This window comes from Kurthia huakuii LAM0618 (assembly GCF_000505545.1).
Taxonomy (GTDB): Bacteria; Bacillota; Bacilli; order Bacillales_A; family Planococcaceae; genus Kurthia; species Kurthia huakuii.
The window spans coordinates 46,628-64,483 of record NZ_AYTB01000002.1 but is presented as its reverse complement, the minus strand read 5'-3'; the positions used below and the strand labels follow the sequence as shown (position 1 = coordinate 64,483).

At 41.5% G+C, this 17,856-nt stretch carries 12 protein-coding genes, 1 rRNA gene and 2 riboswitches; of the genes, 3 read left to right on the top strand and 10 right to left on the bottom strand.

Annotation, left to right across the window (positions count from 1 at the left end):
- Positions 1 to 58 precede the first annotated feature (58 nt).
- Together V514_RS0100310 and V514_RS20285 are read right to left on the bottom strand one after the other, a co-directional pair.
- Positions 59 to 1,614, bottom strand: a 16S ribosomal RNA gene (locus V514_RS0100310).
- A 395-nt stretch (positions 1,615 to 2,009) separates the two neighbouring features.
- Positions 2,010 to 2,303, bottom strand: coding sequence for a hypothetical protein (locus V514_RS20285; protein ID WP_161630154.1), 294 nt, complete (start codon positions 2,301 to 2,303; stop codon positions 2,010 to 2,012).
- Between V514_RS20285 and V514_RS0100305 the strand changes: the two genes are divergently transcribed.
- The gene (locus tag V514_RS0100305) at positions 2,293 to 2,997 is read left to right on the top strand and encodes a hypothetical protein (protein WP_029497673.1); all 705 of its coding nucleotides are present in this window, start codon (positions 2,293 to 2,295) and stop codon (positions 2,995 to 2,997) included. The genes V514_RS20285 and V514_RS0100305 overlap by 11 nt on opposite strands.
- A gap of 52 nt (positions 2,998 to 3,049) precedes the next feature.
- Here V514_RS0100305 and V514_RS0100300 read toward each other — a convergent pair whose 3' ends face one another.
- Positions 3,050 to 4,099, bottom strand: coding sequence for a 2,3-butanediol dehydrogenase (locus tag V514_RS0100300; protein WP_029497672.1), 1,050 nt, complete (start codon positions 4,097 to 4,099; stop codon positions 3,050 to 3,052).
- Positions 4,100 to 4,323: 224 nt separating this feature from the next.
- Here V514_RS0100300 and V514_RS0100295 point away from each other — a divergent pair, with 224 nt between their 5' ends.
- Entirely contained in the window at positions 4,324 to 4,905 is a 582-nt protein-coding gene (locus V514_RS0100295; RefSeq protein ID WP_029497671.1) for a DUF1273 domain-containing protein, read from the top strand.
- Positions 4,906 to 5,053: 148 nt separating this feature from the next.
- On the opposite strand, the gene V514_RS0100290 is transcribed toward V514_RS0100295, so the two are convergent.
- The 3 genes from V514_RS0100290 to V514_RS0100280 form a co-directional block, all read right to left on the bottom strand.
- Positions 5,054 to 6,403: a nucleobase:cation symporter-2 family protein gene (locus tag V514_RS0100290; RefSeq protein WP_029497670.1), complete on the bottom strand. Its 1,350-nt coding sequence runs from the start codon at positions 6,401 to 6,403 to the stop codon at positions 5,054 to 5,056.
- 15 nt (positions 6,404 to 6,418) lie between these two features.
- Positions 6,419 to 6,988: a xanthine phosphoribosyltransferase gene (locus V514_RS0100285; RefSeq protein ID WP_029497669.1), complete on the bottom strand. Its 570-nt coding sequence runs from the start codon at positions 6,986 to 6,988 to the stop codon at positions 6,419 to 6,421.
- A 132-nt stretch (positions 6,989 to 7,120) separates the two neighbouring features.
- A riboswitch (purine riboswitch) is annotated at positions 7,121 to 7,222 on the bottom strand.
- A gap of 353 nt (positions 7,223 to 7,575) precedes the next feature.
- Positions 7,576 to 9,027, bottom strand: coding sequence for an amino acid permease (locus V514_RS0100280; RefSeq protein WP_029497668.1), 1,452 nt, complete (start codon positions 9,025 to 9,027; stop codon positions 7,576 to 7,578).
- 123 nt (positions 9,028 to 9,150) lie between these two features.
- Positions 9,151 to 9,328: riboswitch (Lysine riboswitch) on the bottom strand.
- A gap of 180 nt (positions 9,329 to 9,508) precedes the next feature.
- On the opposite strand from V514_RS0100280, the gene V514_RS0100275 reads away from it, so the two are divergent.
- Positions 9,509 to 10,717 carry a CynX/NimT family MFS transporter gene (locus V514_RS0100275; protein ID WP_029497667.1) on the top strand — a complete coding sequence of 403 codons (1,209 nt, stop codon included), beginning with the start codon at positions 9,509 to 9,511 and terminating at the stop codon, positions 10,715 to 10,717.
- Positions 10,718 to 11,402: 685 nt separating this feature from the next.
- Here V514_RS0100275 and V514_RS0100270 read toward each other — a convergent pair.
- Genes V514_RS0100270 through V514_RS0100255 form a run of 4 tightly spaced genes read right to left on the bottom strand, consistent with a single transcriptional unit; the run spans position 11,403 to position 17,819 of the window.
- On the bottom strand, positions 11,403 to 14,561 hold the full coding sequence (locus V514_RS0100270; RefSeq protein ID WP_029497666.1) for a hypothetical protein: 3,159 nt from the start codon (positions 14,559 to 14,561) through the stop codon (positions 11,403 to 11,405).
- A 12-nt stretch (positions 14,562 to 14,573) separates the two neighbouring features.
- On the bottom strand, positions 14,574 to 15,965 hold the full coding sequence (locus V514_RS0100265) for a glycosyltransferase family 2 protein (RefSeq protein WP_029497665.1): 1,392 nt from the start codon (positions 15,963 to 15,965) through the stop codon (positions 14,574 to 14,576).
- A complete protein-coding gene (locus V514_RS0100260) occupies positions 15,949 to 16,995 on the bottom strand; it encodes a HEAT repeat domain-containing protein (RefSeq protein WP_029497664.1) in 1,047 nt (348 codons plus the stop codon). Before V514_RS0100260 ends, V514_RS0100265 begins: the two co-directional genes overlap by 17 nt.
- Complete coding sequence (locus tag V514_RS0100255) at positions 16,992 to 17,819, bottom strand: response regulator transcription factor (RefSeq protein WP_029497663.1); 828 nt, start codon at positions 17,817 to 17,819, stop codon at positions 16,992 to 16,994. Before V514_RS0100255 ends, V514_RS0100260 begins: the two co-directional genes overlap by 4 nt.
- Positions 17,820 to 17,856 lie beyond the last annotated feature (37 nt).

Below are 17,856 nucleotides of genomic sequence, written 5' to 3'. Positions count from 1 at the left end.
ACTGAACAGCAAGTGTAATCGTAGATGACCGAGTCATCTATTCCGTAATAATCCTTAGAAAGGAGGTGATCCAGCCGCACCTTCCGATACGGCTACCTTGTTACGACTTCACCCCAATCATCTATCCCACCTTAGACGGCTGGCTCCATAAATGGTTACCCCACCGGCTTCGGGTGTTACAAACTCTCGTGGTGTGACGGGCGGTGTGTACAAGGCCCGGGAACGTATTCACCGCGGCATGCTGATCCGCGATTACTAGCGATTCCGGCTTCATGTAGTCGAGTTGCAGACTACAATCCGAACTGAGAACGGTTTTATGAGATTGGCTAACCCTCGCGGGCTTGCAGCTCTCTGTACCGTCCATTGTAGCACGTGTGTAGCCCAGGTCATAAGGGGCATGATGATTTGACGTCATCCCCACCTTCCTCCGGTTTGTCACCGGCAGTCTCCTTAGAGTGCCCAACTAAATGATGGCAACTAAGAATAAGGGTTGCGCTCGTTGCGGGACTTAACCCAACATCTCACGACACGAGCTGACGACAACCATGCACCACCTGTCACCAATGTCCCCGAAGGGAAAGTCTTATCTCTAAGACGGTCATTGGGATGTCAAGACCTGGTAAGGTTCTTCGCGTTGCTTCGAATTAAACCACATGCTCCACCGCTTGTGCGGGCCCCCGTCAATTCCTTTGAGTTTCAACCTTGCGGTCGTACTCCCCAGGCGGAGTGCTTAATGCGTTAGCTGCAGCACTAAGGGGCGGAAACCCCCTAACACTTAGCACTCATCGTTTACGGCGTGGACTACCAGGGTATCTAATCCTGTTTGCTCCCCACGCTTTCGCGCCTCAGTGTCAGTTACAGACCAGACAGTCGCCTTCGCCACTGGTGTTCCTCCAAATCTCTACGCATTTCACCGCTACACTTGGAATTCCACTATCCTCTTCTGCACTCAAGTTCCCCAGTTTCCAATGACCCTCCACGGTTGAGCCGTGGGCTTTCACATCAGACTTAAGAAACCACCTGCGCGCGCTTTACGCCCAATAAATCCGGACAACGCTTGCCACCTACGTATTACCGCGGCTGCTGGCACGTAGTTAGCCGTGGCTTTCTAATAAGGTACCGTCAAGGCGCGTTCATTACCTAACGCACTTGTTCTTCCCTTACAACAGAGTTTTACGATCCGAAAACCTTCATCACTCACGCGGCGTTGCTCCATCAGACTTTCGTCCATTGTGGAAGATTCCCTACTGCTGCCTCCCGTAGGAGTTTGGGCCGTGTCTCAGTCCCAATGTGGCCGATCACCCTCTCAGGTCGGCTATGCATCGTTGCCTTGGTAGGCCGTTACCCTACCAACTAGCTAATGCACCGCGGGCCCATCCTGTAGTGACGCCGAAGCGCCTTTTAGCTTAAAGCCATGAGGCTAAAAGAATTATCCGGTATTAGCTCCGGTTTCCCGAAGTTATCCCAGTCTACAGGGCAGGTTGCCCACGTGTTACTCACCCGTCCGCCGCTAGGTTGTTTGAAATGCAAGCATTCCAAACAACCTCGCTCGACTTGCATGTATTAGGCACGCCGCCAGCGTTCGTCCTGAGCCAGGATCAAACTCTCCATAAAAAGTGTTTGAAAGCTCATTTGCTTTGCTAGCGTTATCTTGCTTGATAACATTTTGTTTCGATTCTTATTGAACCGAATTTATTGTGATTACATCTTGCTTGTTCAGTTTTCAAGGTTCATTTCGTTCGCCGTTATCTTAACGACTTACTTATTATATCATCATATCTTTTTGTTTGTCAACAACTTTTTAAAAGTTTTTTATAAGTTGTTAAGTAACTATTTGATAATAACAAATCTGATTAACGTCTGTCAATCGCTTTTTATATCTTATTTTTTTAAGACAAGGAATATTATATATTATAAAGAATAATGATGCAATAGTTTTTTTATATTTTTTATTATTTATTTAAAAAACATTGTTATATGATAAAGGAGGAGGTGACTTCATTGGATTTTCATGTTAAAACAGCGACCTTTTCATACGAAGATTCGATCATTTCCTTCCCTGAACAACATACTATAGAAGAAAGCACCTGCACTACCCGGTTAACAATCGATGGCAACACCATAAAAAGGGTTGGGTTTTTAACAACACTTATAGAAGGAATTGCGCGTTGCTGTATATCTTCTTTTAGAAAAGCGACCATCGCTATTTCACTTTTTGAGACCTTTATTCCCGTTATGACCATAATACCGGGACGAGCAAATAAAATTTTTTTACAAAATGAGCAGCAAACGTTGTATACCATTGGACGTTCTTCATTTGTCGTCCGAGATGCACATCATCATTATGATGCTGCTTTTTCAATGGAAATCGAGCGCTGTGCACGAGCGCTGAAACAGCAACAAAAACTTGAAACGCCAAAAGATATGCGCGCACTACTGCAGCAAGATTACGATTTTTCACGTTTAACGCCATTTATTACAACGTGGTCTATCGCCTATATGCCGCGTGAAAAAGCACGGCATTTCTTGGCGATTATTGAGGAATGCTGCACATTTTTATCAGCACATTCCAAAACATTTATCAAGATTCCTTCTCTAACTCTTTATTCCGGACGAAAAGGAACGAATGGTTTTTTTGATCCAACGACGCAAACGATTGGTCTGTACTACAAATATGATCGCACCGCGCAAATGCAACTTGCCTTTTTCCATGAATATGGTCATCTTGTGGATTTGTATCACAAACATGATAAAGCTTATGCACGTAAAAGACAAAAGCTTTATGAACAGTTACAAGCATCTGAAACGTTGCAACGTATTTCTTCTAATACCGAGCTGCCACAGGGGCACCGGGATTATTTACTCTCTATAGAAGAAATTTTAGCGCGATTATTTGAAGGCTATGTATTCTATAAAATGACAAGGAAGATAAGTTCAAAGGAATTCGCGTTTACGGTGCCAGAGTTCCTACTATATGAAAATCTTTTCATAAATTAAAAAGCAGAAACCGCTATACAAGGCGATTTCTGCTTTTTATATGTTCTAGCGCTTACATTTCACCGCTTAATTTTACTAAAATTTTAGCTTGAGATTTATCGTTTGTTAATGCTTCGAAGCCCTTTTCAACAATATCCTCTAATTCAATTTGTGAGGTAATAATTCCTTGCGGTTGTAATTGGCCGGTGCCCATTAAATCAACCGTTTGCTGGAATGAAGTTGGCGTGTAGGCAATCGTTGAAGTCAACTTCACACCTGTATTTGTTAATTGCATTGGATTCCATTCAATTGGACGCGCAAAGATCGATACAATCACTACTGTTCCACGAGGGCGCGTCACTTCAATCGCTGATTTGAATGTTGGGGCAACGCCTGCTACTTCAAAAGTGACGTCCACACCCGCTGGCGCATATTGTTTTACCGCTTCTACCGGATCTACCTCAGCAGAATTAAAAATGGCTGTAGCACCTAATTCTTTCGCCATTTGTAAACGTGTTTCTGATAAATCAAAGACGATAATATTACTTGCACCTGCTGCTTTTGCGGCAATCACCGTTAATAAACCAATTGGACCTGCGCCAAATACAGCCACATTGTCACCAAATAAGAGATTTCCTTCTTTTACTGCTTGCACAGCTACTGCAGTTGGTTCTACAAGTGCCGCATCTTGTAATGATAAGGTATCAGGCAATTTATAAATGTTATGCTCAGGTGCATTCGCAAATGCTGCAAAGCCTCCATCACCATGTAAGCCAATAAAGCTGAAGCCATCATAGCAATCTACGTCTTCTGGTTTATTTCCGTGGGTAATTGTTGGATTCACAACAACACGGTCTCCTACTTTATAGTTCGTAACGTTTTTCCCCACTTTTTCGATAACACCTGAAAACTCATGCCCCATAATAATTGGCGCTACTTCACCTGTTAATTCATCGGGTTTATCAACCGGGACAAATACGGGCCCTTCTTGGTATTCATGTAAATCAGAGCCACAAATACCCGCCCAAGCGACGCGAACAGTTACCTCGTTATCCTGTAATGCCTTTAATTCTTTTTCTTCAACGCGAATATCTTTCTCGCCATGCCATACTGCTGCTTTCATATTCCTTCGCCTCCAAATAAATTAATTTTATCGTGCATTGTCGTAACCGGTTATACAACTGTATTATCGGTCAATGCATGCAAAATTTCAACACTCAGTTACTTTTAAGCTATATCAATATGGCATATACAATATGCCTTTTTCGAATGAAAATGATTCTTGTCGATTGCATTCGTTTTTCTTGCTATTACACTATGATATGCTTAGTTAAACGAGGTGAAACTATGGCAATTAAACGTTTAGCTGTAACAGGTTATAAGCCGCAAGAACTCGGAATTTTTAATGAGAAGCACCCCGGACTCGCCATTATTAAAAAAGCATTGAAAGACCGTTTACTTCTATTAATAGAAGATGGTCTTGAATGGGTGCTCGTCAGCGGTCAACTTGGCGTTGAAACGTGGGTCGTTGACGTCGTTTGGGAACTCCAAGAACAGTATCCACAGCTGCAATACGGCGTCATGATTCCATTTTTAGATCAAGAGAAAAATTGGAATGAACAAAAAAAGGCGCATTATATGGAAATGATGGCGAAGGCTGATTTTACAACCGCTATCACCAATCGTCCATATGAAGCGCCGTGGCAATTTGTCGAGAAGAACAAGTTTTTCGTCTTACATTCCGATGCGTTTTTAATTTTGTACGATGAGGAGCAGGACGGTTCGCCAAAATACGTCAAACGCCTAGTCGAAACGTATATCGACAAACATAATGCGTCGTATGAGCTGTTAACGATTGATGCCTATGATTTACAAATGGTCGCTGAGGAAGAGCAACAGCGCATATGGGAACAGCACGAATTTGAATAAAAAAAGAGGCTGGGACAAAACAGTTCATTTTCCTTTTTTAGCGTTCGCAACAAAAAACCGGAACCGCGCCACTGCGCGATTCCGGTTTTTCTTATGCTCATCTGAGATGGTGTTGTTACACGTATGTCCCAGCCTCTTTTTTATGTGCTTAAGCTTCTTTTTCAGTGAACTCAGTTGATTGTTTACGTGGATTAACGGCATCTAACTCTTGTTGTTCTTCTGTTGAGAATGAATCCTTTTTCCAAGGAATCATATTGAACACAATGTTTAACAAGATTGCTGTTAAGCTACCTGCTACGATACCGTTACTTGTAATGATTTGAATACTCTCAGGTAAGATTTTGAAAATGTCCGGCACAACCGTTACGCCAAGACCCATACCTAATGAGCACGCGACGATCATTGCATTTCCTTCATTTTTACCGATAGCAGCAGCAAGCATTTTCACACCTTGTGACATCACTGTACCGAACATGACGATCATCGCACCGCCAAGTACGGCAGTTGGGATGATTGTTGCGAGTGCAGCGATTTTTGGTAAGAAACCAAGTGCCACAAGCATCACACCTGTTACAACGATAACAGCGCGGTTTTTCACGCCTGTAATTTGCATTAGACCAACGTTTTGAGAGAACGCTGTATATGGGAATGAGTTGAAAATACCACCGATAATTGATGCTAAACCTTCTGAACGATAGCCACGAGCTAACGCTTTTGAGTCGATTGGTGTTTTTGTCATGTTGCTAAGTGCAAAGTAAGAACCTGTAGATTCTACTAATGACACGATTGCGACTAACGTCATCGTTAAAATAGGTACGAGATCAAACTCAGGTGTTGCAAAGTAGAATGGTTTCACCATATGTACCCATGAAGCGTCTGCTACGTTTGTGAAATCTACTTTACCCATGAATCCAGCGATCACTGTACCTACAACTAAGCCAATTAAAATGGCAATGGCACGTACAAAACCTGTAGAGAAACGATAGATTAATACGATAAGAATCATTGTCGTAAATGCTAAAATAACATTTTCAGCTGAACCAAAGTCTTTCGCACCTTGGCCACCTGCTGCGTTATTGAATGCGACTGGAATTAATGTAACCCCGATAATTGTTACAACCGAACCTGTAACGATTGGTGGGAAAAATTTAACTAATTTTCCGAAGAAACCTGAAATAACTACAACGATTAAACCAGATGCGATAACTGCACCATAAATCGAGCCTAAACCGTATTCTGTCCCAATACCGATGATTGGTGTAACAGCTGTAAATGTACAACCTAAAACTAATGGTAAGCCGATACCGAATACTTTACCGCGCATTACTTGTAGTAATGTCGCGATACCGCACATTAGAATGTCGATTGAAATTAAATACGTCATTTGCGCGGCGTTAAATCCTAGTGCACCACCGATAATCATCGGTACTAAAATTGCACCCGCATACATTGCAAGTAAATGTTGAATCCCTAATGTCGCAAGTTTTGCCTTGTTCATTGTCCTAATTGCCTCCTAAGCAAATGTTACTGTGCCATTTTCCAATGAAGAAACAATTGCTAACGAATCAACGCGATATCCTTGTTCGCGAAGCGCTTGACCACCTGGTTGGAATCCTTTTTCAATTACGATTCCGATGCCGGCAACGTTTGCGCCCGCTTGGTTAGCGACTGAAAGTAAGCCTTTTGCAGCTTCTCCGTTTGCTAAGAAATCATCGATGATTAGTAATGTATCTTCGTTATCTAAAAAGTCTTTAGAAACTGAAATGGTATTCGTTACTTTTTTTGTGAATGAATAAACGTCAGCAGTATAAATATTGTCTTGTAATGTTACTGATTTACGTTTGCGGCCAAACACTACCGGTACATCTAAAATTAAACCAGCCATTACCGCTGGTGCGATACCTGAAGCTTCAAGTGTTAAAATTTTTGTGATGCCTGCATCTTTATATAAGTCAGCAAATTCTTGGCCCATTGCTTGCATTAATTTTGGGTCGATTTGATGATTTAAAAATGAATCAACTTTTAAAACGTCTCCCGATAAAACTTTACCTTTTTCTAAAATTGCTTGTTCTAATGCTTTCACGATGAAAGGCTCCCTTCGAATGTTCACTTTTTTTACAAACAAAAAAACTCGAGGTATACTACCCCATTCGTAATTCTACGAGTAGGGCAATAGACATCGAGTATCAAGTCGAATATAAAACGAAATAAACGTTTTGAATTTATTGCCTCTCATAGTCAATTCATTTACGGCGAATCGGTAGAAACTCGTGGGCCATATCCCCACTATTATATGAGTAAGTTGTTCTAAGTTGTTTGTTAGTTAAAAGAAATAATGTACAAAGTATATCACTCTATAACTCAAAATCAATACAAGTTTAAGAATTCTATTTATTCATAATAATAAGAAATTAAGCTGAATTCTTAACATTCATTTACTCATGCACCATTTATACGCCATTTCACGAACATTATTCTCTTTTTTGTACTTAACATAAGTTTTTAAGATGTGAAAAGTTCATCTTTTTACGTCTTGTTGAGCGTAGTTGTTTTACTTTTTTTAGGACATGAATTGCACAAAAAAGAGGCTGAGACAAAACATGTCATGTTCCTTTTTTAGCGTTCGCAACAAAAAACCGGAACCGCACTTTGGCGCGATTCCGGTTTTTCTTATTGACGGTGACCTGTTTCTAAATCAACATCTTGCAGTTTGTATACTTTTGTTTTGTGTTTGATTTTGTAACCAATCCATAACAGTAAGAAAATCGGTACACTAATGTACGAAACGGTCATACCGACCCAATCGATATCGCCACCGATAAAGTCTTGCACTTGGCCGACTAAAATAATCGCACATAAAATGAAGGCGAAAATCGGACCAAATGGATACCAACCTGAGCGATATGGTAAGTCATGTAAATCTTTCCCTTGTGCAATGTATGCTTTGCGGAAGCGGTAATGACTTGCGGCCATCCCAATCCATGCGATAAATCCACACATACCAGATGAAGATAATAGCCACATATAAACGTTACCGGTACCAAAGAATGACGTTAAGAACGCTAAACAAGCGACTAAGACGGTTACGAGTAATGCTGCAACTGGTACGCCTTTATGGTTTAATTTTAAGAAGATTTTCGGTGCTAAACCATCTTTCGCTAATTGCCATAATGTACGTGATGATGCATATAAACCAGAGTTACCTGCTGATAAAATCGCTGTTAACACAACGGCATTCATTAATGTTGCCGCAAATGCGATACCAGCATTTTCAAATACTAATGTGAATGGACTAATCGCTACGCTATCATCTGTATTCACTAAGCGAGGGTCTGTGTATGGAATTAATAAACCAATCGCAAATAACGCTAAAATATAAAATAATAAAATACGCCAGAAAATTGATTTTACGGCTTTTGGAATTGTTTTTTCAGGATCTTTCGCTTCACCAGCAGTAGCACCAAGTAATTCTGTCCCTTGGAACGAGAATCCAGCTGCTAGGAAAATACCTAACATTGCAAAGAAGCCGCCGTGGAATGGACCGTCCCCTTCAAAGAAGTTTGTGAAGCCAACCGGTGCTTTGCCGCCGATAATACCGAAAATCATTAAGAATGATACGACTAAGAAAATAATAATGGTTGCGACTTTAATAAATGCGAACCAATATTCACTTTCACCAAATGTGTTTACTGATAAATAATTCAGTAAGAAAATAATAACTAGGAATGCAGCACTCCAAATATATGAAGGTGTATCTGGGAACCAATATTTCATGACAAGTGCAACGGCCGCTACTTCTGCAGCAATCGTTACAGCCCAGTTATACCAATAATTCCAACCTAATGCGAATCCAAGTGATGGATCAATAAATCTTGTCGCATATGTGCTCGTAGATGATACCGGCATATATGCGGCCATTTCCCCAAGTCCTGTCATTAAGAAGTACACCATAATACCAATTAATGCATAGGCAACGAGTGCGCCACCAGGGCCTGCTTGTGCAATCGAGTTACCACTTGCAAGTAGTAAGCCCGTACCAATCGTACCACCAAGAGAAATCATCGTAATGTGGCGCGATTTTAACCCGCGATTTAACTCGAGCTCTTCTGTTTTGTTGCTCATAAAATTTCCTCTTTTCCTATTGCTTATCAAGGTCTAACAGTGGTTTTTCCGAATAAAAAAATCCCATTCTAGAGCAATCGTCTAAAATGGGTTATATGTATACGTTAGTCCCACAAAACTTAGATTAAAGATAGCTCAACACGCTGTGACGTGACAGTTCTGCACCTATTAAGCGACAGCCCCAGCATTCAAATGAAAAAGCATTTGAAATACTTCGGCAAACGTTCCTTTCTCATTTTGTCAGTAATGCTTTCTCATCTCGAAAATGATAGTCATAACGTTCGCGACCTCTACCTCACCTTTTTTGCTGGATGAGGCGTTGCAATATTCTTTTTAATACTCGTTTCATTCTAATATAAATCGAATGTTACTTCAAGACTTAATTTACAACAAAATTTATGTAATTATCTGACATTTTAAACCTATACTTTAGATAAGTAACCTGTTAATCTTAGGTCAAACATTGAATAGGAGGCATTTTATGGAACATTCGGATTTTGAAACATCACGAAAATGGACGAAGGCAACATGGCTGTTTGTGCTAGGTATCGTTTGTATTTCATTTACAATGCGTTCACCGCTCACATCAGTCGGACCAATCGTCGAAATTTTACGTGAAAACTTACATATTTCAAATGTTGTGGCGGGCTTCATTACAACAATCCCGCTTCTAGCATTTGCACTTGTGTCCCCGTTCGTGCCAAAAGTGTCACGACGAATTGGCATCGAGCGCGCACTTTTTGTATCGATGTTTATGCTCGGCATTGGCGTCATTTTACGCTCGCTCGGCGATAGTACAATGCTTTATATTGGTACGGTTTTAATCGGTGTCGGCATCGCCTTTAGTAACGTACTCATGCCGAGTATTATTAAGCTGCGCTTCCCATTACAAATTGGCTTACTAACCGCGATTTTCACCGTCTCGATGAATGTTACCGCTAGTGTCGCAGCCGGCGTCAGCTATCCAATTGCCACAACGGCACTTGGCTGGCAAGGCTCGCTATCGATTTGGCTTGTGTTTATTATAATTGCCATCATCATTTGGTTCCCGCAAACAAAACAAAGCGACCATACGAGCACGGCGCATCTTGCAGGTGAGCCACCGAAAAAGAAAATTTGGCAATACCCGCTGACGTGGGCACTGACATTTTCAATGGGCTTCCAATCCTTTTTATTTTATACGACTGTTGCGTGGGTTCCCGCTATGCTTGTAGAGCAAGGCATGAACGCAAGTGCATCAGGTGCGATGTTTTCGGTGTTGCAGCTATCACAAATTCCAATGACATTTATTGTCCCGATATTAGCTGGTCGCACACGTGATCAACGCCCGCTCGTTATCATGTTCTCATTATTTTATCTCATTGGCTTTGGCGGGCTACTACTTGAATGGACAACACTGACATGGCTTTGGATGGTGTTTCTCGGTCTAGCAGGCGGCGCGTCATTTGGTATTTGTATGATGCTCTTCTCCGTTCGCGCACGCAATGCGTATGAAGCAGCCGAGCTATCGGGCTTTGGTCAATCAATTGGCTACCTTTTAGCAGCAACAGGCCCCGTATTATACGGTTATGTCTATGACCATTCAACAAATGGCTTCCATAGCGCCAACTTCGTCTACTTAGCTGTCGCGATTATTTTATTCGTATTCTCGTATGTGAGTGCGAAAGATCGCTACGTGACGAATGATTAATAACTTGAGTCGCATTTCGGTGCGGCTCTTTTTTAATGCGCCGTCAGAAATGAGCGATTATGCGAAGAAGCGTGTTTTGGATACAACATAATTTTAAATATGCGTCAGCACTAAGCACATACCACTAGAAAAAGGACAATCATTTGCTTCTAACTGTCCTTTTCTAAAATAAGTGCTATGCGTGTAGCGATAGTTACGACAACTTCATAACAGCACCTTGCAAAAAGCGGACAAAAAATGCCCGTTAGAGATGCCATTTGAGCTGTTTTTCGCTTTTTAACGGTCTTTTTATGTTATAACCATGCACCGCTTCGCCGCAGCATGTCGCATTTTTCGTTTTTTTGAATAAATGACAGCAACGTATGGCGCGCGATTTTTTTTGTGTGAAAAATGCCCGTCAGAGACGCAAAACAGACCGCTTTTGGCTCATTTCGCGTAAAAACACGCCCATTCCACTTCTGAAAAATAATAAAAATCGATTGTTTAGTAGTAAATAAAAATTTTCGTTGACAGCTTTCTGCACGATGCTTACTAAAAACTCTTTTTTCAGTGCGTACATAGCCCTTGTTTGGCACTTATTTTCAACTATGTTGTATCCAAAACACGCTTTTAGAGCTTCTAGCTGATTTCTGACAACACATTAAAAAATGGCCGCAACGATTTAATAATCGCTACGACCATCAAGCTATTTGACGAACGCCTCTTTATTGTTCATAAATGATTTTTGAACGATGTAGTAAGAAGGCTTCAATCGATACGTTGATTTTGGCAACTCCCAATTGTCCCACGTATATTGTTTAAATGCTGGTACAGTTTTACGCTGCTGCGCTGGTAATGTTTGCACGACTTGATCGTTGTCATCGACAAATGCCACGCCAACTTGAATACCGTTTACTTTCTCACGCGCATAGTAATCTGATTTACTAATATTACCGATGACTTCCTTTAAACTTGGATCCGTAAAGCTCATAAGCATCCATGGTATGCGTAACTCAATAAAATGCTCGTGCTCATTAATATTGAAATCAACTAACGAATTGTAGTCGGGTGCTTCAGGATTCGCATTGCCTTCAAGCAATTTCCCTGTTTCATAACTATCAAATGGGACTTCTTGCTTTGTCGTCGGAATCAACAGCTTTTGACTCAATACGTAATTAATCGGCGTAAAGTTACCGCTATTTTGCTGTGGATGATATTGTACGTTGTTCGGATTAAATCGCTCGTAATACAGCGCAAAAATATCGTACTGCGTATCGACAAGTAGTCGCGCATCGTTTGCAGATTTTAGCGGTGCAATAAATTCGAGCGCATTTTTCGTTTTTAAGTGATAGTCGTTGATTGTTTTATTTCCTTGCGTTTGCTTCGTATCGAGCATCAGCATCGGGTAGCCGTTTGCATTATCGGCCATTTGAATTTTGTAATACACATAGCGCTCATCATGCTGCATCATAAGCGACTGAATCGGCCCATTTGATTGATACATCGTTTTCGCATCGTGCCAATCGCTATCATCACCATCTACTTTGATTTTCAATCTATCAAAGCTCAATAGCCCAAACTGCTGCTCACTCGTCTGCGCATTTGACCAAAATGGGCGGCGGTCCGGGTCATCTAAATCCATCGTATTCCACGTTCGCTTAAACCATTCATCTTGCCACGTAAAGATCAGGCCACCCATTAGATCTTCATGTAAAATATCTTCATATAAATGAACGAGCGTTTCGCCTTGTGCGGTTTCTGACATATGGCCTTGATTCCAACCATTGACGTTATTATGCGTTTTACCGCGCGATGACGGAATCCCAAACTCAGCAATCAGCACCGGCATATCATGTGCCGCATGTAAATCTTTTAAATACGCCGCATAGTTGTTTTTCTTGCCGCGGAAGTCCACGTAATCGTTGTATTGATAGTTCAGTGATTCCGGATAATACGGATAGACATGGTAACTTGCAAATTGCTTCGTTTTTGTAACGTCACCTTTTAAATGAATGACATTCGGATTAACCGACACTAAATCTTCTTTCGGGTCCGGTTCTTCCGGATGCTCTAGTATATCGGTCGTCACCCAGTTCGTGAAGCTCAACGGACGAATCCAGTTGTAGTGCTCTTTTTCATACGTGGCGACGTAATCCATATTTTCTGCAATCCAGTGCTCAAATGGTGACGCATCTTTTGTATACACGTAGTTGCCGTTATAATCGCCAACCTCTTTATTTTTCTTATTCGTTGATTGCACCATCTCAGGGTCCCACTCAATGCCGAGCACCCAGCCAATGACATATTCCGATACATCAGCCGTATAGGCGCCTGTTGCATGCCCTTTTTTATAGGCAATCATTTCATTGCCATGAATAATATCGACAATGTGGCGGATTTCATCGCGGAATTCCTTCGTTGCTTGCTTATCGTACACATTGCCCTTTTTGACGATGCGCTCCTCATCAATCCACGTCCCATGCAGTAAATAAAGTGGATGGTCGTGCGTTTCATTGTAGCGCTTCAACGCATTGTAAAAGCCCGGTGGTTGTACGGTATAGACACGAATCGTATTCGAGCCGAGCTTCCCGATATCTTGGAACCATTTATAATATTCATTTTCGGTAATTGCAGCTTGCCCTGGGAATGCACCCGGCTTCCCCATACCGAGATTGACGCCTTGAATTTTCATCGATTGCCACTTACCGTCGATTTGTACTTGCATACCGCTATCATCAATGCGTGACACATACTGTACGTCTTTTGGCTTCGTACGCTGCGCTACCTTTTTCGCCTTTTGCTCATCGGTTTGTGCGAGTACGTGCTTCATCATCGGTACATACGTATTCCAATAAAAGCCGGTCTCTTTACTAAAATAGTTAATCCATTTATTAAGCGTTTCAACGCCAAAATATTGATAATAGTTTGGCACAGACGGCGTCACATTAAATTGACCTGCGAAATAATACGAGGTCGCATTGTTGATCGTCATTTTATTAACGGCGACAAATGTTGTCGGCACGCCGTATTTATTCATTCGCTTCTTGCCGGAATCGGTTAAATCCCAGTTAAAGTTTGCGAGTGTCGCTTCTGCCGACTCACTTTCGACAATATCAAACCAGCCGTTGAAAGCGACAGACTCCGTTAACCCAAACTGCTTTTTACCCGCTTCGGTAAATTTCACGGTCAGTTTATCCGCGACATCTTTGTCGTCTTCGAGCACAAAATATTGCTCTTGTTCTTCATTGACTAATACGAAGCCTGAACCACTATAAGTCCAATCCTTCGTCGCTTTTAGCCACGTAGGCATATCGGGATTGTCGAGTGACAGGTCATTGAAATGACGACCAATCCAGCCCGACGAATGAATGCCGAGCACGCTGCTCATATGCTCGCGTACTTCTGTCGTTGTTGGGGTGGCAAGCGTATTAAACTCGGTCACAAGTGTTACGGCTTTATCGCTTTCAAGGCGTTTAAAAATCGCATCCCACTCATCCATCGTTAAGCCGCCATCAAGTTTTTTCGGCTTGGCGCGGCCCTGTTGCTCCTCATACACGCCGTATGTATCCGCGATATAAATTAAATTCGTCTTCTCATACGATGTCGGTAAGCTCCCGACCGGCTTATTCTTTTCAGGATGATAGCCATAATAATCTGTAATGGCGTAAGGCTCGTCCTGAGCATTCACATATTTTTCTGCTTTCAATAGCCAGTTGAAGCCTTGGTGTTCCGCATACTCGGTCGTCGCAACGGTCTTATCAATGACCGCAATCGACAGCGGCTTATCACTTTTCAACTGCCAGCCGCCAAAAATAATAAGCAGCATCGCGAGAACAAGCCCGCAAATTACTAATAATTTTTTCATCGTCGCATCCCCTTATAAGCCTTTTCGAACCATTTCGCCCCAGCTGCTTTTACCGCGTGCGTAATTCCATAAGCCAAGCAGACGGAACCATAGCGTGCATGGTTTGTACCAGAAAATTTCCGTTATCGCTAACACGAAAAGCCGCCAAATGTCTTTGACCGTCATATAGCGTTTCATGAGCCATGACTCCATAATGACTGACACCATCGAGAACAGCGCTCCGTTGATTACGAATAATAATAGAAGTAACAACGCAAATTCTAAATAGACACCGCCTGTAAAGAACGCGAAAATAACGTATAAATAGCCCGTAAACTCAATAATCGGGCCGAGACATTCGATAAATAAAAAATATGGGAATGCGATAAAGCCGAGCTTGCCGTAGCGTGGATTGGCGAAAATTTGCTTATTGCGCCACAGACTTTCAATCAGCCCCTGATGCCAGCGACTGCGCTGACGTTTGAGTTGCTGATACGTTTCCGGTGCCTCGGTCCAACAAACCGGATACGGTAAAAACTTAATTTTTTTCTGCTTGTCTTTTTTACGAATGAGGCGATGCAAACGCACGACTAATTCCATATCCTCGCCGATTGTATTGCGTAAATAGCCACCTACTTCAACGACTTCTTTTTTCGCAAAAATACTAAATGCACCTGAAATAATAAATACCATATTGAAGCGGCTAAACGTAATACGACCCATTAAAAAGGCGCGGAAATATTCGATGATTTGCATCATAACGAGCGGTTTATCCGACATGCCATAGCGCATTAACGTCCCCATTTGAATATCTGAGCCATTCGCTATTTTCACGTTACCACCTGCTGCAATGACATTCGGATCTTTCACGAATGCCTCCATTACTTGCACAAGTGAGTTTTCACCTAAAATACAGTCCCCATCAATCGAACAAAAATACGGATACTTTGATAAGTTAATGCCGCTATTTAACGAATCCGCCTTCCCGCCGTTTTCCTTATCAATTAGTAAAATACGCGGGTCAATCGTTGATTGGTAAACGCCACGTACTTCTTTTGACGGTAATGTCGTTTGAATGACGCGGTGAATTTTTTTCATGTTGAAATGTTTAATCGCGACGTCTAGCGTGTCGTCTTTTGAGCCGTCATTAATAATGATAATTTCATATTCCGGGTAACGGCTACTTAATAGCGACTGTACGGTATTAATAATATTAATGCTTTCATTGTATGCTGGTACAAGAATCGATAGCGGATACACATAGTTAATGTCTTGAAGCTCCTCATCGACTGCTTCACGCGCGATATTGCGCCCGCGGTACAACTCAAGTAATGAAAATAACAGCATAATGACATACACACCGATTACAACAAACATATACAGTAAAATAAGCGTTTGAAAAATCGTATTAATCCACTGCCACATCTGCGCTACCTCCTTTCAAGTAAGCGTTAATCGCATCGTGCATATACGCGTCATCAATCGAAGCTAACATTTTTTCAAACATCGCGCGGCCATTTGTATATTGACCGATTGCTTGAATGGCAGCTTGTCGCACGATAAATGATTTATCTTGCGCAAGCACGACTAAATAAGCTTGTACATCGTCAAGCGTATATTGCGCGGCAAGTTTAGCAAACAGCATACGATTTTCGGGATTTTCCGAATAAAAATATTCTTCAAAATCCGCCAATGATTTTTCGGTCCCAATCGCACTCAGTACATTCACCGCTTCATCGCGGACTGCTACATTTTCATGATATAACAATTCATGAACAATAAAACTTGAATAAGCTAATTGTCGTTTTGCCATCACTTTTAGCGCCGCTACAAGCCAATCTGTATCCGCATGTTTTTCGTCAACAATGTCGTAAATCATATCATCGCTCATGCAGTTTACAATCATCGTCACTTGATTCGCTGCCAAACTTTTTTTAGCATGTCGATAAAATTCATATGTAGTTGCTTCATCTAATGTCGCGATAATTTTCAAACCAAGAAAGCGTTCCTTACGTGCAATATTCTTTTTTGCTAACATCTTTTTCACTTCAGGTAAGAGCGACACAATATGAAAATCCAACATTTGATACAACGCATTAATACGCTGCGTTCTACTTTTACCGCGAAATTGTCGCTTATATGCCGGGCTATAGTACGCATCCATATAACGATAAATACGCTGTAAAATCGCGTCATCTTTCACGTACGCGATATAACTTTCAGCGATTGTTTCGATTGCTTCAAATTCAGTACTTGTACTACAAATCACTTTTTGCTGTTCATTGCCTTCCACAAAGTAGGCATAGCACGCAGGTGTATGCTCCTGCACATACGCCGCCATTTCACGCTGCCTTTTTTGAAATTTTTTCGTATCGACTGTCACGTAAATCGTTATTAAAAACAGCACGATAAACGCCGCAACGACACCATATGATAACCAAATAATCCCCGTCATTTATGCGTCCTCTTCATTAACTGTTGTTTCACTTGTGCGCTTAAAACTCCTAAGTTAAACGGACGAATGATATAGAAATCGACACCTTGCTCAAACGCCGAAATTTGGTCCTCGGGTGCAGGTAACCGAGACATGAAGAAAATCGAAAACTTACGATCATTAGGGAGTGCACGCAATTCACTGACAACTTGCAACCCATTTTTTCGCGGCAATTTCGCATTTAACAACACGATATGTTCATGCTCTGAGTGATACCAATCAGACGTTAAAAAAGCTTCGCCATCTGAAAATGTTCGAAGCGTAATTTCGGCATTCGGCAGTTGAATATTACGAATCGCATTTTGCAACATATGACGCGCTACTTCATTCGATTCGACAATGCTAATTTTCTTCATCATTTTTTGGCGGCGACTAAAACATTGGCTACTATTTTTATCAAACGGTACAGCGCTCGTTGGAAGCTGTCCGAGCAATTCAGCTTTAATGACATCAAAATCTTCTACGCCTTGGCGTAACTCACAAATCGTCGCTTGCCAACTCACTTGTGGGAAATCCCGCTCCAAACGTTTCAAATAAAACTGCGCTTCTTTTTGTGTTGATTCATATAGTAAAATGCCCATAACATTATCAGCTAACACAAAATATAAGTTATTGGCACGCGCTGTTTTCAACAACATTTGCTGTAATTGCTTAAAGGTTGTATCGCCATAAGGTCGTAAACTAATCGTTGACACAACAACGTATTGCCGTTCAATTTGATGTTGAAAAAATTTCGAGATTTTTTTTACTTCTGCCTCAGATAAAAAATTGGACAATTTATCCATCTTTCTAGCCTCTCTTTCATTCATATAACATTAATAA